This window comes from Paraburkholderia oxyphila NBRC 105797 (assembly GCF_000685075.1).
Classification (GTDB): Bacteria; Pseudomonadota; Gammaproteobacteria; order Burkholderiales; family Burkholderiaceae; genus Paraburkholderia; species Paraburkholderia oxyphila.
In genome coordinates this window covers 30,648-50,157 of the sequence record NZ_BAYD01000024.1, presented here as the reverse complement: position 1 = coordinate 50,157, position 19,510 = coordinate 30,648, and the positions used below count along the sequence as shown (strand labels likewise).

Sequence of the window (19,510 nt, the reverse complement as noted above, 5' to 3'; positions counted from 1 at the left end):
CCTAAAACGGTCTGAAAATCAGTGTGATAGTCGAGGCGCGATGGCATCGCGCCTGCCTGGCGGGGCTTTCGAAATTCTGCTATTGCAATGACGTCGTTTCGGCCCGTCACGCTAAAAAGCCGCGTTAAACTGGGGCATTCCGGACTCGACGGTGCAATTCCAATGGCACGCTCACCTGTTTCGCCCGCGAAAACCGGCCGCATTCGCGTCGGCATCGGAGGATGGATCTATCAGCCGTGGCGCGGCACGTTCTATCCCGAGGGGCTCGCGCAGCGCCTCGAACTCGATTACGCGAGCCGCCACCTCACTTCGCTGGAAATCAACAGCACGTATTACGGCGCACAGCGTCCCGCGAGCTTCATGCGCTGGCACGACGAGACGCCTGATGATTTCGTGTTCTCGGTGAAGGGCCCGCGCTTCGCGATGAACCGCCGCGTGCTGGCCGAGGCCGGCGCCACGATCGAGCGCTTTCTGGCCGGTGGCGTGCTGAATCTGCGCAACAAGCTCGGCCCGATCAACTGGCAGTTGTTGCCGGGTAAGCGCTTCGATCCAGAGGACTACGCACGATTTCTCGAGAGTCTGCCCGTCGAAGCCGATGGACGGGCGCTAAGTCATGCGCTGGAGGTCCGGCACGAGAGTTTCTGCACCCCGGAGTTCGTCGCGCTGGCGCGGCAGCGCCAGGCCGCGATTGTGGTGTCCGGCGATTCGGAATACCCACAGATCGCCGACGTATCGGCGCCCTTCGTCTATGCCCGCATCATGGGCACGGCCGATGGCGAGCCCCTCGGCTATTCGCCCGCGGCGCTCGACCGCTGGGCCGAGCGCGCGCTCACGTGGGCCCAGGGCGGCAACCCTGGCGACCTCGCCACCTTCGACGCACCGCTCGCGGCCAAGGCCGGACGCGACGTCTATCTCTATGTGATCAGCGGCTACAAGGCGCGCAATCCCGCCGCGGCGATGGCGCTGATCGAGCGGCTGCGCGAGCGCGGCGCGCAATGAGCGCTGGAAGCGCATAGAGCGCACCTGGCACGCCGTCGAAATGATTGAGTGGGGCGAAATTGCGTGCCTGATGACCGATTGGGTCTCTCCTGTTGTTCAAAACGTGCGCTCGCTTCGTCCGAGCGCATGTCCTGCCGTGCTTTTAATTGGTTGAGAGGCCATAGAGCGCGCCCTCTAAATGCATCAGTGTTTTGTCGCACCGACAATAGTTTCGCGGCCCCTTGTCGCGGAAATACAGGCTTTTTTATCTCATAATTAATTGCAGGGGCGCAATGCCCGCAAGTGTTAATCCGATTTAAAAATCGTGCCAAAGGGTGCAACAACCCCCCAGGCCTTCCTGAAAGGCCACTCTCGACACAATGAATCAGTCGGCACGATAAACGCCTTAACTGAAAAATGGAGTGAATGATGGAAACGACCAGTGCAATTTATGGCCTTCTTCTCGTGGCATTTTATTTCCTGCCCACGATCATTGCGAACGTGCGCGGCCACATCAACCGCACGCCCGTCCTGCTGCTCAACCTGTTCCTTGGCTGGACGTTGCTGGGATGGATTGGCGCTCTGATCTGGTCGGCCACCGCGAACACTGAAACGCCTGCGAAGCCGCGCGCCAAGGTGTTCGAATGAAGCCTGCTCAACCAGGCCGAGGACGATCATGAAAAAGCTTTTGGGCATTCGAAAGAAGGCCGAACTGGACAGCAAGAAGGCCGATTTCGGCAATGCGTCCATCCGGCCCTCTCCGATCGCACCCTGTGTGCCCGCAGACCCCACTCGCGCGCTGTACGCTCAAAGTGTGGGTGTCGTGTGGGTCTCTCTACCTACCGCCCTATAGGGCCCGCCGCATTTCCGCCGCTGGCAGCTTCATCATCTGCCGGTACTTCGTGACGGTGCGGCGCGCCACGCGCACGCCCTGCCTTTCCAGCTCCTGCGCGAGCACGACGTCCGAGAGCGGATCGCACGGATCCTCGGCGTCGATCATCTCCTTGATGAGCGCGCGCACGGCCGCGGCGGAACAGGTCCCGCCCGTGCGCGTCTCGAGCTCGCGCGGGAAGAAGCGCTTGAACTCGAAGATGCCGCGCGGCGTGGCCATGTACTTGTTGCCGGTCGCGCGCGACACGGTCGATTCGTGCAGGCCGAGCTCGTCGGCGACATCGCGCAGCAGCATCGGGCGCAGCGCGATCTCGCCATACTGGAAAAAGGCCTTCTGGCGCGCGACGATGCACTCGCCCACGCGCAAGATCGTCTCGCAGCGCTTGTGCGCGTTGCGAATCAGCCAGCGCGCTTCCTGCAACTGCTGCGCGAGCGGCGAGCGGCTCGTCTGCTCCGAGCGCGCGAACAGCTCCGCGTAGAGCTTGTGGATGCGCGCGCGCGGCTCGATGGCCGGATTCACGCTCACCACCCAGCGGCCGCGCACCTGGCGCACGATCACGTCCGGCACGACATAGCCGCCGTCCGCGCGGCCGTAGTGATTGCCCGGCTTCGGATCGAGGCGGCGCACGAGGGCGCTCGCGGCCTGCAGCGACTGCGCATCGCAACCGAGCTGGCGTTGCAGCTCGCCATGCTCGCGGCGCGCGAGACGCTCCAGATGCTCGGTGACGATGCGATGCGCGAGCTCGCGGTGCGGCGTGTCCTCCGGCATCGCTTCAAGCTGCAGCGCCAGGCATTCCGCAAGCGAGCGAGCGCCGATGCCGGGCCGGTCGAGCGTCTGCACGACGCGCAACGCGACGCGCAGACGGTCCTCGTCGAGCGTGTCGCCCACGCCCTCGACATCGGCGAGATCGGCAAGCTCCTGACGCAGATAGCCATCGTCGTCGAGCGCCTCGATCACCACCTGGGCCGCTGCCCGGTCGAGGTCTTCGAGCGGCGAGAGCCGCAGCGCCTCATGCAACTGCTCGCGCAGCGAGATGGGCACGCGCACCCAGTCGGCGGCATCGGCTTCGCCGTCTTCCGAACCGCGATAGCTCGACGACGCGCGCTGCGCGCCCGGCAACGGCAGCTCGGCGGCGTACGACGCGCCGTCGTCGCTGTAGCCGGAAGCTTCGTCGCTGTATGGAGTCGGTTCGCCGCCGTAGCTCGCTCCATCGGGTGTCACGCCGCCGTCCGCGGCGCTGTCCATGCCGCCATCGAGGTCGCCCTCGGGCGCATCGGCGGCGGACGCGGGCGCGACGCTCGCGGCCGCGCCAATGCCGGCGGCGCCTTCAGCGGCCTCGGCGGCTTCGCCAGTCTCCTGGGCGGGCGGCACATATTCGAGAAACGGATTGGTATCGAGCGCTTCGCGCAATTCCTGCTGGAACTCGAGCGACGATAGCTGCAACAGGCGCACGGCCTGCTGCAGACGCGGCGTCAGCGCCAGATGCTGGCGCGCATGTAACGCGATGGAAGGCATGGCTGTCCTGTTCTTGAATGTGATGTGAATGGCCCAGTCCACGCAACACCCATGCCAGTTTTTACAAGCGCTTGTTTTATAACGGGATCGACTCTTGCGACGGCGCAATTCCGGCGCCCGGACCCAGCCGTCCAGCGGACGTTTTTACAATCGCCCGAACAAAATTGCGTGCCTGATGGCGTGCTCGTTGAGCGCACATTGACCCCTCGTACTCCTCAATCCGCCTCGCGCGGCCATGCTTGAATCCCACAAAGTGCGCGCCGTGGCGTCGCCACGTTCACCGCAATTGGCGCGGCACGGCATGGACCTTGCGGCACGCCTGGCTGAACCCAACGGAAAAGGAGAAACGCATGAAACGCATTCCGATGCTCAAGACCGTTGCAGGTGTGGCCTGCATGACTTTCGTACTCGCCGCCGGCGCGCAGACGACCACGACCGAGCCTTCGGCGGCGCCCACGGGCAGCTCCGAAAGCATCGGCCAGCACGTTGATGACGCAACCATCACGACCAAGGTGAAGACCGAATTGCTGGCCGCCAAGAACGTGAAGTCCGAGCACATTCACGTGAAGACGCGCAAGGGCGTCGTGTCGCTCACGGGCACCGTGCCGAGCGCCGAGGATCGCGACAACGCCAAACAGGTGGTTGAAGGCGTGTCGGGCGTGAGCGCGGTGAAGAACCACTTGAAGGTGGCGGCCGCGGGATAACCGTGGACTAGCGGCGTTTTAACCGCTCTTTAAACCGCGCATTGGCCTCGCATCGACTCGCCATGCGCGACGCTCGCCGTGGACGCCGTCCACGCAGCGGGCGTCCCATGGCGCCATGCAGTGGGACGCGTGCGACACGCGCGTCCCACTGCTCTTTGGTACACCCTCAGCGCTCCTCGCGTTGCGCATCACGCAACTGCTCGCGCCGCGCGTCGCCCTGGCGCGCGAGCATCCAGCCCGGATATTCGGCGGGCAAGCCGCTCACGTCGTCGAGAATCGCGAGCTCTTCCGTGGAGAGCTTGACCTGGGTCGCCGCGACGTTGTCGTCGAGCTGGTCGGTGCGTTTCGCGCCGACGATCACCGTCGTCACCGCGCGCTGATGCAGGAGCCACGCGAGCGCGATCTGCGCCACCGAAACGCCCTTGCTCTCGGCGATCGGGCGCATCGCGTCGATGCAATCCCATGCGCGCTCGCGCTCCACGGGCGGAAAGTCGAACGTCGTGCGGCGGCTACCCGCCTCGCCCTGGCGGTCGCGGCCGTATTTGCCGCTCAGGAGGCCGCCCGCGAGCGGGCTCCACACCATCAGCCCGAGCCCTTCGCTCGCGAGCATCGGCACGATCTCGCGCTCGAGGTCGCGGCCCGCGATCGTGTAATAGGCCTGCAGCGACTCGAAGCGCGCAAGCCCGTGATGATGCGCAATGCCCAGCGCCTTCACGATCTGCCATGCGGCCCAGTTCGAGACGCCCACATAGCGCACATAGCCCTGCTGCACGAGCGTGTCGAACGCGCGCACGGTCTCTTCGATGGGCGTGACCGGATCGAAGCCGTGAATCTGGTACAGGTCGATGTGATCGAGCTGCAGGCGGCGCAGGCTCGCCTTCACGGCTTCCATGATGTGATAGCGGCTCGCGCCGCGCTGGTTCGGCGAGGGGCCCATCTCGCCGAGCACCTTGGTCGCCACCACGACCTGGTCGCGCACCACCTTGAGGTTCTTCAGCCCCTGGCCGGTGAGCTGCTCGGAAACGCCTTGCGAGTAGATGTCGGCGGTGTCGATGAAGTTGATGCCCGCATCGAGCGCGCGGCCGATGAGGCGTTCGGCGTCGGACTGCTGCAGATCGCCGATCTGGTTCCAGATGCCGGCGCCGCCGCCGAAGGTCATGGTGCCGAGGCAAAGTTCGGAAACGAAGAGGCCGGTACGGCCAAGAGGATGCATACGCATGGGGAAACTCCGACGTGGACCGAGGGAACATCCAACAACGGGGCAGAGGATACTGCGTTCACGCAAGACGTGCCCGAGGCGCCGCCTGGCAGCCGCGCGCGAAACCTGCCAGACTGCCCTTTCGCGATGCCTTTTGCGGTTTGCACCCATCAACCCGATGGACCGCGCGAGCCCCATGAGCCGCATCTCCCGAATGCCCGGCACTTGAAACCCGCGCGCCGCGCCCTCAAACCTTGTGCGCATGAGCCTGCTTTCGCCCGCCTCCGTCCAGCCCGATTCGCCCAGGTCCGCGCTCAACGCGCCCGACGCCGCCAACGTCGCAGACCTGGCGGATCCGCTCGCCCTCTTCCATCCGGCCGTGGCCGCGTGGTTCCGCAACAGCTTCGCGGCCCCCACCCCTGCGCAGCGCGCCGCGTGGCCGCTCATCGCGGCCGGCCGCGCGACGCTGGTGGCCGCGCCCACCGGCTCGGGCAAGACACTCACGGGCTTTCTCGCCGCGCTCGATGCGCTCGTGCGCGAAGGCCTCGCGAACGGCGGCGCGCTGCCCGACGCCACACTCGTGGTCTACGTCTCGCCGCTCAAGGCGCTCTCCAACGACATCCACCTGAACCTGGAGCGCCCGCTCGAAGGCATCCGCGCCGAGCTGGCGCGCCTCGACCTGCCGCCCGTCGAGATCCGCACCGCCGTACGCACCGGCGACACACCGCAGCCCGAGCGCGCCGCACAGCGCAAGCGCGCGCCGCATATCCTCGTGACCACGCCCGAGTCGCTCTATGTGCTGCTCGGCTCGGAGTCGGGCCGCCGCATGCTCGCTGGCGCGCGCAGCGTGATCGTCGACGAGATTCATGCGCTCGCGGGCAACAAGCGCGGCGTGCATCTCGCACTCAGCCTCGAGCGCCTCGACGCGCTGTGCGGGCAGCGTCTCCTGCGCATCGGGCTTTCGGCCACGCAAAAGCCCATCGAAACGGTCGCACGGTTTCTGGTCGGCATGGGTAGCGACGACGCGGCGGCGCCTGTGTGCGCGATCGTCGATGCGGGTCATGTGCGCGCGCGCGACCTCGCGCTCGAAGTGCCGCCGGTGCCGCTCGAGGCCGTGATGGCCAACGACGTGTGGGAGCGCGTGTACGATCGCATGGCCGAGCTCGTCGCGCAGCACCGCACGACGCTCGTGTTCGTGAACACGCGCCGCATGGCCGAGCGCGTCGCGCGCCACCTCAGCGACCGACTCGGCGCCGAGGTCGTGGCCGCGCATCACGGCAGCCTCGCGCGCGAGCATCGCTTCGATGCCGAGCAGCGCCTGAAGCGCGGCGAGCTGCGCGTGCTGGTGGCAACCGCCTCGCTCGAATTGGGCATCGATATCGGCGATGTCGATCTCGTCTGCCAGATCGGCTCGCCGCGCTCGATCGCGGGCTTTTTGCAGCGCGTCGGGCGCTCGGGCCACCAGGTCGGCGGCATGCCAAAGGGGCGGCTGTTTCCGACCTCGCGCGACGACCTCATCGAATGCGCGGCGCTGCTCGACTGCGTGCGGCGCGGCGAGCTCGACCGCCTCGCGCTGCCGCACGCGCCACTCGACGTGCTGGCGCAGCAGATCGTCGCCGAGGTGGCCTGCGCGGAATGGTCCGAGGACGCGCTCTTCGCGCTCGTGCGCCGCAGCGCGCCGTTCGCGCAGCTCGAGCGCGCGCGCTTCGACGCGGTGCTGCGCATGCTCGCCGAGGGCTACACGAGCCGCCACGGGCCGCGCGCCGCGTATCTGCACCGCGACGTGGTGAGCCGGACGCTGCGCGCGCGGCGCGGCGCGCGCCTCGTCGCGCTGACCTCGGGCGGCACGATCCCCGACAACGCCGACTACGCCGTGCTGCTCGAGCCACAGGGCGTGCAGATCGGCACCGTGAACGAGGACTTCGCCGTCGAAAGCCTCGCGGGCGACGTATTCCAGCTCGGCAACGCCTCGTACCGCATCCTGCGCATCGAGGCGGGACGCGTGCGCGTGGAGGACGCGCACGGCCAGCCGCCGAACATCCCGTTCTGGCTCGGCGAGGCGCCGGGCCGCAGCGACGAGCTCTCGTTCGCGATCTCGCGCTTGCGCGCCCAGATCGAGACGGAACTTGGCACGCACGCTGTTGGGGTAGCGTCGAGCGATATCTCCCAGAACGGCCCGCCCGGTATCGCAGACGCCGCGAACGACGGTGCAGACGCCACGGCGAGCCCAGGCGTAGCGGCAAACGCCGCCGCCATCGAGCGCGCCACGGCATGGCTCGCCGACACGCTCGGTCTGGACGACGCCGCAGCGCGCCAGATCGTCGAGTACCTCGCGCGCGCACGCGCCGCGCTCACCGTCCTGCCGACCCAGGACACGCTCGTGATGGAGCGTTTCTTCGACGAAGCGGGCGGCACCCAGCTCGTGATCCACGCGCCGTTCGGCAGCCGCGTGAACCGTGCGTGGGGCCTCACGCTGCGCAAGCGCTTTTGCCGCCAGTTCAACTTCGAGCTGCAGGCCGCCGCGACCGAGGACGCGATCATCCTCTCGCTCACGCACGCGCACAGCTTCGCGCTCGACGAAGTGTGGCGCTATCTGCACTCGAACAGCGCCGAGCACCTGCTCGTACAGGCGCTGCTCGACGCGCCGCTGTTTGGCGTGCGCTGGCGCTGGAACGCCACCACGGCGCTCGCGCTGCCGCGCCAGACCGGCGGGCGCAAAACGCCGCCGCAGATCCAGCGCATGCGCAGCGAGGACCTGCTCGCGGCCGTGTTCCCCGACCAGGTCGCGTGCGTCGAAAATCTCGCGGGCGAGCGCGAAATTCCGCGCCATCCGCTCGTCGATCAAACCCTCGACGACTGCCTCCACGATGCGATGGACACCGAAGCATGGCTCGCCCTGCTGCGCCGCATCGAGTCGAATGGCGTGCGGCTCGTGACACGCGAGCTGCCGGCGCCCTCGCCGCTCGCGGCGGAGATTCTGAGCGCGCGTCCCTATGCGTTCCTCGACGATGCCCCGCTCGAAGAGCGGCGTACCCAGGCGGTGCTGTCACGGCGCTGGAGCGACCCGGAATCCACGGACGATCTCGGCGCGCTCGATCCCGAGGCGATCGCGAGCGTGCGCGAGGAAGCCTGGCCGCAGGTGCGCGATGCGGACGAATTGCACGACGCGCTCAACACGCTCGGCGCGCTTGCGCAAAGCGAGGCGGACGCGCACGGCTGGAGCGCATGGCTCGCCGGCCTGGCCGCCGCCGGTCGCGCGACGCGCATGCCGGTCGCGGAACACGACGCGCTGTGGGTCAGCATCGAGCGGCTCGCCTGCGTGCGCGCGATCTATCCGCAGGCGCAATGCGAGCCGCCGCTGGCTGCGCTCGCGGGCGTCGAGGAAGCGCGCGACGAAGCGTGGAACGAGGACACGGCGCTGGTCGAGATCGTGCGTGCCCGACTGTCCGGATTCGGACCCCTGACGGTTTCGCAAGTGGCGCGGCCGCTCGCGCTGGAGGCGAGCGTGGCCGCGCTGGCGCTCACGCGCCTCGAAGCCGAAGGCACGGTCATGCGCGGCCGCTTCACGCCGGGCGCGCGCGAGGAGGAATGGTGCGAGCGTCATCTGCTCGCGCGCATCCACCGCTACACGGTACGCAAGCTGCGCCGCGAGATCGAGCCGGTCGAGCGCCAGGACTTCATGCGTTTCCTGTTCGAGTGGCAGCACGTGGGCGCCGACGCGCGCGGCTCGGGCCGCGACGCGCTCGCGGCCATGCTCGATCAGCTCGAAGGCTGGGAGGCTTCGGCGCTGTCGTGGGAAGACGAGATCCTGCCCGCGCGCATCGACGATTACACGCCGATGCTGCTCGACGAGCTGTGCCGCTCCGGGCATCTCGCCTGGGCGCGGCTGCCCGCGCGGGCCGCAGCGTCGACGGTGCGCAGCACGCCCGTCGTGCTGCTGCCGCGCCGTGAGCTCGCGCGCTGGACCGCGCTCGTCGAGGCCCCCGAAGCGGCGGAGCTTTCGGCGCGCGCACGGCGCGTCCATGAGGCGCTGCTGCGCCACGGCGCGATGTTCTTCGACGAACTGGCCGCCGATGCGCACCTGCTCGGCGTGGAGCTGGAGAACGCGCTGGGCGAGCTGGTGGCCGCGGGGCTCGTGAACGCCGACAGCTTCGCGGGGCTGCGCGCACTGGTCCGCCCCGCGGCGAAGCGCCATGCGCAGCACGGACATTACGGACGACGGCGAGCGCGCGGCTTCGGGCCGCTCGTGGGCGGCATGGCCGATGCCGGGCGCTGGGCGGTGCTCAGGCGCGTCGCGTTGCCCGCTGCGCAGGCGGCGCCGGCGGAGGATCGTGTGGCCACGGATGTCGTGTTGGGTTCATCGGCACTGGGGGACGCGCAGGCGCCGGTCGCCGCGAGCGAGGTGCGAGCGGTGCGCGCGACTAACCTGGCAACATCGGCGCCACCATCGCGCCGCCCGCCAGCCGACCCCGATCTGCAGGAACATGTCGCGCACGTGCTGCTGCGCCGCTATGGCGTCGTGTGCTGGCAACTGCTCGCGCGCGAGGCGCCCTGGCTGCCGCCGTGGCGCGACCTGCTGCGCGTGCTGCGCCGCATGGAGGCGCGCGGCGACTTGCGCGGCGGCCGCTTCGTCACGGGCCTCTCGGGCGAGCAGTTTGCCCTGCCGGAAGCCGTCGCGCTGCTGCGCGAGGTGCGGCGGCGCGCTGGCACAGGCAGTCCGGCGCACGGGGCACCGGGCGCAGAAGGCGTGCTCGTCTGCATTGCCGCCTCAGATCCGCTGAATCTCGTCGGCACCGTGTTGCCTGGAGAAAAAGTGCCCGCGGTCGCGGGCAATCGCATCGTGTTTCGGGATGGCGTGCCCGTCGCGACGCTAATCGCGAGCCGTTGGGCGTTTCTCGGCGATTTCGATGAGGACGCGCGCGCCGCCCTGCGCACGGCTTTTGGTAGCTTAGGGAGCGTTGCTTCGGGCGCCTAGCGTGCGTATTACGAGTACCGTTTTTGGTGCCACGGTGAAGTTTGTTGGGGAACTCGGGCGGGATGGGCTGTTAGTTGCGTAATTCAAGGTGCCGACGATTGGTGGCTGTTAGTTGCGCGCTGATCCGCGCAGGCACGGCCAAGGCATGCGTCACCTCAACCGTGCTTCCCCACCTGCGCGTCCCCGCTATACCCCACTCGCCACGCGCAATTAAGGCTTTCCTGCGAAATGCCGCCGCACGCGCAACCCGTTGGCGACGACCAGCAGGCTCGCGCCCACGTCCGCGAACACGGCCATCCAGAGGGTCGCCTCGCCCGCCAGCGCCAGCACGAGGAAGACGGCCTTGATCCCCAGCGCGAGCGCGATGTTCTGCATGAGCACCGCCGACACCTTGCGACTCAAGCCGATGAACGCCGCGATCTTGCGCGGGTCGTCGTCCATGATCGCGACGTCGGCGGTTTCGAGCGCCGTCGCCGTGCCGGCCGCCCCCATCGCGAAGCCGATGTCGGCGCGCGCGAGCGCGGGCGCGTCGTTCACGCCGTCTCCCACCATCGCCGTCATGCCGTGCCGCGCCGAGAGGTCCGCCACCGCGTCCTGCTTGTCCTGCGGCAGCAGATTGCCGCGCGCGTCGTCGATGCCGAGTTGCGCCGCAATCGCGCGTGCCGTCGCGGGGTTGTCGCCGGTCAGCATCACCGGCGTCGCGCCCAGCTGCTTGAGCGCGCGCACGGCGCTCAAGCTCTCGGGCCGCAGCGCGTCGGCGACGGCGAACAGCGCCACCGGCTCGCGCGGCGAGCACAGCACGATGGCCGTCTTGCCCGCCGCTTCGAGCTGCGCAAGCCGCGCTTCGAGATCCGGCGAACATAGGCCCAGCGACTCGACGAGCCGATGATTGCCCAGATGCCACGCCTCGCCGGCAATGCGCCCCGTCACGCCGAGGCCGTTGAGGACCGCGAAATTGTCGATCGGCTCGAGCGACACTTGCGTGCCGCGCTCGCGCCAGCCCGCCACGAGCGCACGCGCAACCGGATGCGTGCTGGCGTCGTCGAGGCTCGCGGCGAGGCGCAGGGCCTCGTCCTCGGGCAGCGCCGCCAGCGCGAGCGTGTCGGTGAGCACCGGCGCGCCGCGCGTGAGCGTGCCGGTCTTGTCGAGCGCGACGGCCTTGAGCAAACGCCCGCGCTCGAGCCATACGCCGCCCTTCACGAGCATGCCGTTGCGCGCGGCCGCCGCGAGGCCGCTCACGACCGTCACCGGCGTCGAGACGACGAGCGCGCACGGGCAGGCGATCACGAGCAGCACCAGCGACTTGTAGAGCCACGCGCCCCACGCGCCGCCGAACGCGAGCGGACCCACAATGGCGATCAGCACGGCGAGCGCGACGACGGCGGGCGTGTAGTAGCGCGCGAACTGGTCGACGAAGCGCTGGGTCGGCGCGCGCTGCGCCTGGGCCTCCTGGACCGCCGCCGCGATGCGCGCGAGCGTGCTGTCGCGCGCGGTCGCGGTGACGATCGCCTCCACGACGCCGTCGACGACGATGCTGCCCGCGTAGAGCGCATCGCCTTCGGACTTGTCGACGGGCAGGCTCTCGCCGGTGATGGGCGCCTGATCGAGCGCCGCGCGTCCCGTGGCCACGCGTGCATCGACCGGGACTCGCTCGCCCGTGCGCACGCGGATGCGCTCGCCCACCGCCACTTCGGCGACGGCGCGGGTGCGCCATTCGCCCGGCTCCGGCTGTTGGGCCGACGGTTGCGTCGAGTTTTGGGCCGAGTTTTGCGCCGACTGTGCTCCGGCGGCGGCCATCCAAACCTCGGCGGTTTCGGGCGCGAGCGCGGTCAGCGAGCGAATCGCGTGACGCGCGCGTTCGAGCGAAAGCGCCTCGATTTGCTCGGCGAGCGCGAACAGGAACACGACCATGGCCGCCTCGGGCCACTTGCCGATGACAACGGCGCCCGCGACCGCCAGCGACATCAGGAAATAGATGTTGATCGTGAAGTTCTTGAGCGCGATCCAGCCTTTGCGCAGCGTGGGCAAGCCCGCGCACAGCAGCGAGACGACCGCGCAGACCAGCACCGGCACGCCGGTCTCATGACCCGTGGTCCACGCAAGCACCTCGGCCGCAGCAGCAGCGATGCCGCTCGCGGCGAGCAGCAGCTTCTCGCGCATCGCGAGGCCTGCGCTGCGTGCCGGTGCGTCCGCGCTGGCGTTGGCCTGCGCGCCGTCGTCGAGCAGGCGCGGCGCCATGTCGAGCGCGCGCAGCGCGGCTTCAAGCGGCTGCGCATCGGGCAGCCGATGGTAGACCGTCAGCTCGCGCGCGAGCAGATCGAAGTCCAGACGCACGACACCCTGCATCGGCTCGAGGCGTTTGCGAATGAGCCGCTCCTCGGTCGGGCAGTCCATGTTGTCGATGCGGTAGCGTGCGCGCTGCGCCCCTTCCGGTGCGCTCGCCGGCGCGGCGCTGCGGACGGATTGCAGCGCGGCAGCGCCGGCGCAGCAGGATGCGGCTTCATGGCCGACGTGGTCATGGTCATGGTCATGGTCATGGGCGTGGGCTTTGCCATGATCGTGGCCGCATGCGTGCCCGTGATCATCGTCATGCTCGTGCCCATGATCGTGACCGTGGGCATGCTCATGGTCGCGCCCTTTGTCATGCTGATGACCGCCCCCGTGCTCATCGGCACTGGCGTCCGCACGACCGCGCGCGCGATCCTCGTCTGCGTGCGCATGCGCGCAGCCGCAGGCGTGATCGTCCTCCGCTTCATCGAGCGTGACGGCCGATTCCGTCGTGCGCGACGCCGCAGCATCCCGCCCTTCGTCGCGCGCCCGAAAGCGTTGCGCGAGCACAAACCGCGACCAGAAAGCCTGGACCATGGCCGATTTCTCCCAAAAGTGACAGAATCATTGGACAGCCTGTAGCCGCTACAGGGTCAAGCCATTTTGGGAGAACTGCGACCATGAGAATCGGTGAACTGGCGCGCCAGGCCCATTGCGACGTCGAAACGGTGCGTTTCTACGAACGCGAAGGCCTGCTGGACGAGCCGGCGCGCGAAACCAACGGATACCGCCGCTACACGGGCGCGCATGCGGCGCAGTTGAACTTCATCCGCCATTGCCGCTCGCTGGGCATCGGGCTCGCCGACATCCGCATGCTGCGGCGCTACCAGGCCGACCCGGGACAGCCTTGCGACGAAGTCAATCAGCTGATCGATTGCCAGATTGCGCGCATTCACGAGCAGATCGAGTCGATGCGCGTGCTCGAGCAGCAGTTGCGGACGCTGCGCGAGAGCTGCAATGCCCACCACAGCAGCAGCGCCGAGTGCGGGATCATGAAGAATCTGGAGCAGCCGATAGACGAAGAAAACTGCTCCTGCCACGCGGATGCCGCGCACGACGACACAGCGGCGAAGGGATAAAACGCAAACGGGGCGGATGGTGCGCGGCTGGCACGCGCACCATCCTTTCAGGGCCTGCTCACGTCAATAACAGGCACCAGCCCTTTGGACCGCTCCAGCCCCTCAGGGAGCCGAAGCAATCACCTCGGCCACCGCGGCGGTGAGCTTCTTCGCGTACGGCACGTGCAGGAATTCATTCGGCCCATGCGCGTTCGACTTCGGCCCGAGCACGCCGCACACCATGAACTGCGATTTGGGGAACCCCGCCTGCAGGACGTTCATCAGCGGAATCGTGCCGCCCTGGCCGAGATACGCGCAGTCCGCGCCGAAATGCGTGCGCGAAGCCGCGTCGAGCGCCTGCGAGAGCCACGGCGCGAGTTCCGGCGCGCTCCAGCCGTTGGCCGCGCCCGTGTCGGGCTTGAAGGTGACTTTCGCGTTATAGGGCGGATCGAGTTCGAGCAGCGCCTTGAGCTCGGCGACGGCCTTCGACGCCTCCACCAGCGGCGGCAGCCGCAGCGAGAGCTTGAATGCCGTACGCGGCCGCAGCACGTTACCGGCGTCGGCGAGCGCGGGCAGGCCCGCTGCGCCGGTCACGGAGAGCGAGGGCCGCCACGTCGAATCGAGCAGCGCCTGCTGCGGGTCCGTCGTCTTGGGCAGCACGGGGCGGCCGTCCTGGCCGCAGGCCCAGGGCAGCCCCCGCCAGACGCTCTCGCCAAGAATCTTCGCCGTGGCCTCGGCCTCGGAAAGGCGGCTGGACGGAATCGCGCAATGAAAACCCTTGGGCAGGAGCGTCCCGCTCGCGGCGTCTTCGAGCCGCTCGAACAGCTGGCGCATCACGCGGAAGCTCGACGGCGCAATGCCGCCATAGGAGCCCGAATGGATGCCCTCTTCGAGCACCTCGACTTCCAGATCGCCCGATACAAGACCGCGCAGCGAGGTGGTGAGCCAGAGTTGATCGTAATTGCCCGCGCCCGAGTCGAGACAGACCACGAGCCCAACATTGCCGAGGCGCTCGCGCAGTGCGTCGACGTAGGGCAGCAGGTCGTAGCTGCCTGACTCCTCGCAGGTCTCGATGAGGCCCACGCAGCGCGGGCGCTCGATGCCCTGGGCGTCGAGCGCGGCCAGCGCCGTGACGCTCGCGTAGATGGCATAGCCGTCGTCCGCGCCGCCGCGCCCGTAGAGGCGGCCGTCTTCGAGCTTGGGCGTCCAGGGCCCGAGGTCATTGCGCCAGCCGGCGAATTCGGGCTGCTTGTCGAGGTGCCCATAGAGCACGACGGTCTCGCTGCTGCCCGAGCGCGTGGCCGGCACCTCGAAGAAGATCACCGGCGTGCGGCCCGGCAAACGCACGATTTCGAGTTTCAGGCCGCGCACGGGCTGTGTTTCGGCCCATTTCGCGGCGTCCTGCACGACACGCTCGAGATAGCCGTGCTTTGCCCAGTCGGCGTCGAATGCCGGGCTCTTCGCCGGCACCGCGATGTAGTCAGTGAGCGCCGGGACGATTTCGTCGTTCCACTTGCGCTCGACGAACGCACGCAATGCGTCGTGATCCAGTTGGCGGATGTCCTCTGTCGTGTCTGAGCTCATGGTGCGAATACCGTGCGGGAAAAACATAAATCATAGACCGGAACCCCGCTTTGCCGACAGGCCTCCGTCACAAACTCGCCGTGCGCTGGCCATCCGGCCAGGTACTCGAGGTGCGCCAGGCACGCGCGGCCGATCCGCGCGACAATGAACGATTGGGGGGCATGACGCCCCGTTGGGAAGGACCGGCTATGGTGAGCCATTCCGTCTTCGAGATCATCGTTCTGCTGGCAGCGGTCGCGCTCTATTTCCTGCCTGCGCTGATCGCGGACCACCGCATGCGTGACGATTTGCTGACGATCGCCCTCTTCAACGCGGTGCTGGGCTGGACGGTGTTCGGCTGGCTGCTGGCGCTCTACTGGTCGCTGCAGCCGAATCCGCCGAAGGACATCGGCGGCAACGTGAAGGAAAGAAAGCGGCGTCTGGGCATGCTGGTGTTCTCCCGCCGGCTCGACGACCGCGTCCACGCGCGCGAGGCCCGCGAGTCCGAGCGCGGACGTTCCTCGCATTGAACCCGCCCCGCGACGCATCCGGGTAACCGGCGCAACAACGCGCGATCAGCGCCTTCGCGAGATGCCCGTCCTGGCCGAACGGCCAAACCGCGCGACGGGCCGCGCATGCGCCTCGATTGCATGAAATAATCACAGACATAGCCGCCGTGCACGCGGGTCCCCCACCCTGCGTGTCCCCACTTTTTCCAACTGCTTGACCCGCAGGACCACGGAGCCCGCCATGCCCCATGTCGCCCCGCTGCTCGCCTTTGCCGCCGTTGCGCTCGGCATGGCGCTCACGCCCGGACCCAACATGATCTACCTGATCTCGCGCTCGATCTGCCAGGGCCGCAAGGCGGGCCTGATTTCGCTCGGCGGAGTCGCGCTCGGGTTCATTTTCTACATGCTGTGCGCCGCGTTCGGCATCACCGCGCTGCTGATGGCCGTGCCCTTTGCGTACGACGCACTGCGCCTGGGCGGCGCGCTCTATCTGGCCTGGCTCGCCTGGCAGACGCTCAAGCCGGGCGGGCGCTCGCCGTTCCAGGTGCGCGAGTTGACGCCCGACCCGCCGCGCAAGCTCTTCCTCATGGGCTTCGTCACGAACCTGCTGAACCCGAAAGTGGCGATCCTCTATCTCTCGCTGTTGCCGCAGTTCATCGATCCGGCCAAAGGCAGCGTGCTCACCCAGTCGATCGAGCTCGGCGCCGTGCAGATCGCGCTCTCGGTCAGCGTGAACGCCACCGCGGCAATCACGGCCGGCACGATTGCGTCGTTCCTGTCCCGCCGGCCAAAGTGGCTGGCCCTTCAGCGGTATCTGATGGGGACGGTACTGGCCGGATTGGCCGTACGGATCGCTGCCGAAGGCCAGCGTTAAGCGAACGCGTGAATTAGCGGCCGCCCGGTAGACGGCAATCGGCGGGCGGCCGTGCCGCCCCGCGGCGCCGCACGCCGCCGTTCAGCGCTTCACCTGCGGGCGCAGGCGGCCTCAACGGGCCTCAAACGCGCCCGCTGGCGCGGGCTGCCGGCATGCGTAGCTTGACCGAAGCCGCCGAAATCAGGCGCGGCTCGCTTTGCACCATGTCTTGCGCAAACATGTCCTGGCGCAGCTCGCCCTGGTCGTCGAACCACTGGCAGATCAGCCAATGGCCATTCGCAAAGCCCACAGGCCCCGCGTACATGACCGTCATGCGCGGCCCACCCGATTTGAGGGTGACCACGTCGCCAACGCTAGCCGTGGCGGTGCGTTCGTTTTCTGCAAGCTCAATGGACGTATCCAGCATGGCATTACCTCCCAGGCCAGGTCGCTCTTCGAATAATGCCCGGCGCGGGTTCCCCTCTCCCGCACGCAGGCCTCGTTTGTCGATAATGTTATTCGGGCGACCGTTAATAAGTCCGGCAAGACTAACAACGCGAAATAAAGCCTGCAAGCGATTTTGACGCGAATACGGGAAAACCGTAATTAATCCACGAGAACTCGCTTCGCATAACCGCGCCCCGCAGGACGGCGCGGCCCGGCGGGCCTTCAGGCCTTACCGCGAGCCTGCACCGCGCAAACAGTCAGATTATTTCACGCATGCAAGGCCGATTTGAGCCATGCGTAACCCGACTTTAAGGCGGAAATCGTCCGCCCGTTTTATTTTTTCGCCTTGAATCGGGCCGGTATTTGTGCGTTGCAATGCGCGACATTAACCGTTTGGGTAAAAATCCTCGCCTGAAATATGGCCGTCATGATTATGGGCCGACTTAAACGAAAAAGCGCCTCGCCCAGTTGACCCGGACAAGGCGCCTGATGGTGCCGGACTCGTCGCCGCTTCGCGCTTACTCGGGAAATGGCAGCGAAGTCTGGCCTTCGGCGCGCATGCCGAATACGTTGAGCGTCATTGCCACGAGCGCGTAATAGCCGAGCAGGCCGACGAGGTTGATCGTGGTCTCATGCCCGAAGCGCTCCACCGCACGCGCGTAGGTCGCGTCGGAGACGCGCTTCGCCTCGTAGAGCTCCGTCACGAATGCGTAGATGAGCGCGTCGTCGGCTTCGGCGAAGACCGGCTCGGCGCCGGTGCGGATCTGCTCCGCCAGCGCCTCGGGCACGCCCGCCTTCAGCGCGATCGGGTAGTGAATATACCACTCCGCCTGTGCCTGCCAGCGCGCCGCCGTCACGAGAATCGCCAGCTCCGAAAGGCGCAGCGACAGCCCCGTGTTGTAGCGGCAGAACGCGCCCAGACGCTGCGCATGCTGGGCAAGCTCCGGGCTGTGGATCCAGCCGAGGAACGGCCCGTTCAGGTTGCCGCGCGGGCCGGAAAGGATTTCGTCGAGCACCGCTTTCTGCTCGGACGTCGCGCTGGCCGCCTCGAAGGCGGGCAGGCGCGAGTTCTGGGGTTGCGTCATCAATGGGCTCCGGGAAAGGAAAAACGCGATCAAGCGTATCAGGCGGCGTTGGCCACGCCCGTCGCGCTCAGCGCTGCGCCGATCGCGGCGGCCAGGCGCTCCTCGATCGTATCGATATCCTGGGCCGTGCAGATGAACGGCGGCGCGAGCAGCACGTGATCGCCATTCTTGCCGTCGACGGTGCCCCCCATCGGGTAGACCATCAGGCCGCGCGCGAACGCCTCGCGCTTGATGGCCGCGTGCAGCTTGAGCGACGGATCGAAGGTAGCCTTCGTCGCGCGGTCCTTCACGAGCTCGACGCCCACGAAGAGGCCCCGCCCGCGCACGTCGCCCACATACGGATGCCCGGCGTAGCGCTCGCGCAGCCGCGCACGCAGTTGCTCGCCGCGCGCGAGCACGTTCTCGAGCAGCCTGTCTTCGGCGATCACGCGCTGAACGGCGAGCGCCGCCGCGCAGGCCGTGGCGTGGCCGATATAGGTATGGCCATGCTGGAAGTAGCCGCTGCCGCCCACGATGGTCTCGTAGATGCGTTGGCTCACGAGCGTCGCGCCGATCGGCTGATAACCCGCGCCCAGGCCCTTCGCGATCGTGAGCAGATCGGGCGCCACGCCGTCTTCCTCGCACGCGAACAGATACCCCGTGCGGCCCATGCCCGACATGATTTCGTCGAGGAGCAGCAGCACGCCGTAGCGGTCGCACACCGCGCGGATCTTGCGGAAGTACTCGCGCACCGGCGGCACCGCGCCGGCCGTTGCGCCCACCACCGTCTCGGCCACGAAGGCCGCGACGTTTTCCGCGCCGAGTTCGAGAATCTTTTGCTCGAGTTCGTCGGCGAGGCGCTGCGCATAGGCCTCGTCGGTCTCGCCCTCATGACGCTCGCGGTACGCATAGCACGGGCTCACGTGATGCGATTCGATCAGGATCGGCAGGAACGGCTCGCGGCGCCACGCGTTGCCGCCGATCGCCAGCGCGCCGAGCGTGTTGCCGTGATAGCTCTGGCGGCGCGCGATGAAATGGCGGCGCGAGAGCTCGCCCTTTTCCACGAAATACTGGCGCGCGAGCTTGAGCGCGGCCTCGATCGCCTCCGAGCCGCCCGAAACGAAATAGACGTGGTCGAGCCCCGCGGGCGCCGCGGCGATCAGGTGATCGGCGAGCTGCTCGGAAGCCTCGGTCGTGAAGAACGAGGTATGCGCGTACGGCAGTTGCTGCGCCTGGTGCTTGATCGCATCGATCACGCGCTGGTTGCTGTGGCCGAGGCACGAGACGGCCGCGCCGCCGCTCGCGTCGATATAGCGCTTGCCGGTGGAATCGATGATCTCGATCCCCTCGCCCGCCACCGCGACGGGCAAGGTTTGCTTCGGCATCCGATGGAAGACTTTCGTGGACATGGGTTTTCTCGCTGAAA

The 19,510-nt window shown here is 67.7% G+C and carries 15 protein-coding genes; 8 read left to right on the top strand and 7 right to left on the bottom strand.

Annotated features, from left to right (window positions below):
- Nucleotides 1-162: 162 nt before the first annotated feature.
- On the top strand, nt 163-999 hold the full coding sequence (locus tag BO1_RS17740) for a DUF72 domain-containing protein (RefSeq protein WP_028218709.1): 837 nt from the start codon (nt 163-165) through the stop codon (nt 997-999).
- A gap of 408 nt (nt 1,000-1,407) precedes the next feature.
- Nucleotides 1,408-1,626, top strand: a complete 219-nt coding sequence (locus BO1_RS17735; RefSeq protein WP_028218708.1) for a superinfection immunity protein — start codon at nt 1,408-1,410, stop codon at nt 1,624-1,626.
- A gap of 199 nt (nt 1,627-1,825) precedes the next feature.
- On the opposite strand, the gene BO1_RS17730 is transcribed toward BO1_RS17735, so the two are convergent.
- Complete coding sequence (locus BO1_RS17730) at nt 1,826-3,385, bottom strand: RNA polymerase factor sigma-54 (RefSeq protein WP_028218707.1); 1,560 nt, start codon at nt 3,383-3,385, stop codon at nt 1,826-1,828.
- A gap of 350 nt (nt 3,386-3,735) precedes the next feature.
- Between BO1_RS17730 and BO1_RS17725 the strand changes: the two genes are divergently transcribed.
- Nucleotides 3,736-4,089: a BON domain-containing protein gene (locus BO1_RS17725; RefSeq protein ID WP_028218706.1), complete on the top strand. Its 354-nt coding sequence runs from the start codon at nt 3,736-3,738 to the stop codon at nt 4,087-4,089.
- A 166-nt stretch (nt 4,090-4,255) separates the two neighbouring features.
- Here the strand turns inward: BO1_RS17725 and BO1_RS17720 are convergent, their stop codons facing one another.
- A complete protein-coding gene (locus BO1_RS17720) occupies nt 4,256-5,308 on the bottom strand; it encodes an aldo/keto reductase (protein WP_028218705.1) in 1,053 nt (350 codons plus the stop codon).
- 241 nt (nt 5,309-5,549) lie between these two features.
- On the opposite strand from BO1_RS17720, the gene BO1_RS51495 reads away from it, so the two are divergent.
- A complete protein-coding gene (locus BO1_RS51495; RefSeq protein ID WP_062876979.1) occupies nt 5,550-10,262 on the top strand; it encodes a DEAD/DEAH box helicase in 4,713 nt (1,570 codons plus the stop codon).
- 210 nt (nt 10,263-10,472) lie between these two features.
- On the opposite strand, the gene BO1_RS51490 is transcribed toward BO1_RS51495, so the two are convergent.
- Nucleotides 10,473-12,656: a heavy metal translocating P-type ATPase gene (locus BO1_RS51490; RefSeq protein ID WP_245643823.1), complete on the bottom strand. Its 2,184-nt coding sequence runs from the start codon at nt 12,654-12,656 to the stop codon at nt 10,473-10,475.
- A gap of 108 nt (nt 12,657-12,764) precedes the next feature.
- On the opposite strand from BO1_RS51490, the gene BO1_RS61200 reads away from it, so the two are divergent.
- Nucleotides 12,765-13,172, top strand: a complete 408-nt coding sequence (locus BO1_RS61200; protein ID WP_043285236.1) for a hypothetical protein — start codon at nt 12,765-12,767, stop codon at nt 13,170-13,172.
- A 38-nt stretch (nt 13,173-13,210) separates the two neighbouring features.
- Entirely contained in the window at nt 13,211-13,669 is a 459-nt protein-coding gene (cadR, locus tag BO1_RS17705) for a Cd(II)/Pb(II)-responsive transcriptional regulator (protein WP_028218704.1), read from the top strand.
- A gap of 102 nt (nt 13,670-13,771) precedes the next feature.
- On the opposite strand, the gene BO1_RS17700 is transcribed toward cadR, so the two are convergent.
- A complete protein-coding gene (locus BO1_RS17700; protein WP_028218703.1) occupies nt 13,772-15,232 on the bottom strand; it encodes a M20 family metallopeptidase in 1,461 nt (486 codons plus the stop codon).
- 110 nt (nt 15,233-15,342) lie between these two features.
- Between BO1_RS17700 and BO1_RS17695 the strand changes: the two genes are divergently transcribed.
- Together BO1_RS17695 and BO1_RS17690 are read left to right on the top strand one after the other, a co-directional pair.
- Nucleotides 15,343-15,741 (top strand): superinfection immunity protein, encoded by a 399-nt coding sequence (locus tag BO1_RS17695; RefSeq protein ID WP_407669960.1) that lies wholly within the window; start codon nt 15,343-15,345, stop codon nt 15,739-15,741.
- Nucleotides 15,742-15,961: 220 nt separating this feature from the next.
- Nucleotides 15,962-16,594 carry a LysE family translocator gene (locus tag BO1_RS17690; protein ID WP_028218701.1) on the top strand — a complete coding sequence of 211 codons (633 nt, stop codon included), beginning with the start codon at nt 15,962-15,964 and terminating at the stop codon, nt 16,592-16,594.
- A gap of 121 nt (nt 16,595-16,715) precedes the next feature.
- Here the strand turns inward: BO1_RS17690 and BO1_RS17685 are convergent, their stop codons facing one another.
- The 3 genes from BO1_RS17685 to BO1_RS17675 all read right to left on the bottom strand — a co-directional run bounded on the left by BO1_RS17685 (nt 16,716) and on the right by BO1_RS17675 (nt 19,493).
- The gene (locus BO1_RS17685; RefSeq protein WP_043285233.1) at nt 16,716-17,000 is read right to left on the bottom strand and encodes a YodC family protein; all 285 of its coding nucleotides are present in this window, start codon (nt 16,998-17,000) and stop codon (nt 16,716-16,718) included.
- A 538-nt stretch (nt 17,001-17,538) separates the two neighbouring features.
- Nucleotides 17,539-18,105 (bottom strand): carboxymuconolactone decarboxylase family protein, encoded by a 567-nt coding sequence (locus BO1_RS17680; RefSeq protein WP_043285230.1) that lies wholly within the window; start codon nt 18,103-18,105, stop codon nt 17,539-17,541.
- 38 nt (nt 18,106-18,143) lie between these two features.
- Nucleotides 18,144-19,493 (bottom strand): aspartate aminotransferase family protein, encoded by a 1,350-nt coding sequence (locus tag BO1_RS17675; protein WP_028218698.1) that lies wholly within the window; start codon nt 19,491-19,493, stop codon nt 18,144-18,146.
- Nucleotides 19,494-19,510: the final 17 nt, after the last annotated feature.

Bases quoted from the DNA above. Each gene is read 5' to 3' on its own strand.
- BO1_RS61200 (WP_043285236.1), top strand. From the start codon at position 12,765: ATGGCCGACGTGGTCATGGTCATGGTCATGGTCATGGGCGTGGGCTTT.
- BO1_RS51495 (WP_062876979.1), top strand. From the start codon at position 5,550: ATGAGCCTGCTTTCGCCCGCCTCCGTCCAGCCCGATTCGCCCAGGTCC.
- cadR (WP_028218704.1), top strand. From the start codon at position 13,211: ATGAGAATCGGTGAACTGGCGCGCCAGGCCCATTGCGACGTCGAAACG.
- BO1_RS17680 (WP_043285230.1), bottom strand. From the start codon at position 18,105: ATGACGCAACCCCAGAACTCGCGCCTGCCCGCCTTCGAGGCGGCCAGC.
- BO1_RS17735 (WP_028218708.1), top strand. From the start codon at position 1,408: ATGGAAACGACCAGTGCAATTTATGGCCTTCTTCTCGTGGCATTTTAT.
- BO1_RS17740 (WP_028218709.1), top strand. From the start codon at position 163: ATGGCACGCTCACCTGTTTCGCCCGCGAAAACCGGCCGCATTCGCGTC.
- BO1_RS17720 (WP_028218705.1), bottom strand. From the start codon at position 5,308: ATGCGTATGCATCCTCTTGGCCGTACCGGCCTCTTCGTTTCCGAACTT.
- BO1_RS17700 (WP_028218703.1), bottom strand. From the start codon at position 15,232: ATGAGCTCAGACACGACAGAGGACATCCGCCAACTGGATCACGACGCA.
- BO1_RS17730 (WP_028218707.1), bottom strand. From the start codon at position 3,385: ATGCCTTCCATCGCGTTACATGCGCGCCAGCATCTGGCGCTGACGCCG.
- BO1_RS51490 (WP_245643823.1), bottom strand. From the start codon at position 12,656: ATGGACTGCCCGACCGAGGAGCGGCTCATTCGCAAACGCCTCGAGCCG.
- BO1_RS17725 (WP_028218706.1), top strand. From the start codon at position 3,736: ATGAAACGCATTCCGATGCTCAAGACCGTTGCAGGTGTGGCCTGCATG.
- BO1_RS17675 (WP_028218698.1), bottom strand. From the start codon at position 19,493: ATGTCCACGAAAGTCTTCCATCGGATGCCGAAGCAAACCTTGCCCGTC.
- BO1_RS17690 (WP_028218701.1), top strand. From the start codon at position 15,962: ATGCCCCATGTCGCCCCGCTGCTCGCCTTTGCCGCCGTTGCGCTCGGC.
- BO1_RS17685 (WP_043285233.1), bottom strand. From the start codon at position 17,000: ATGCTGGATACGTCCATTGAGCTTGCAGAAAACGAACGCACCGCCACG.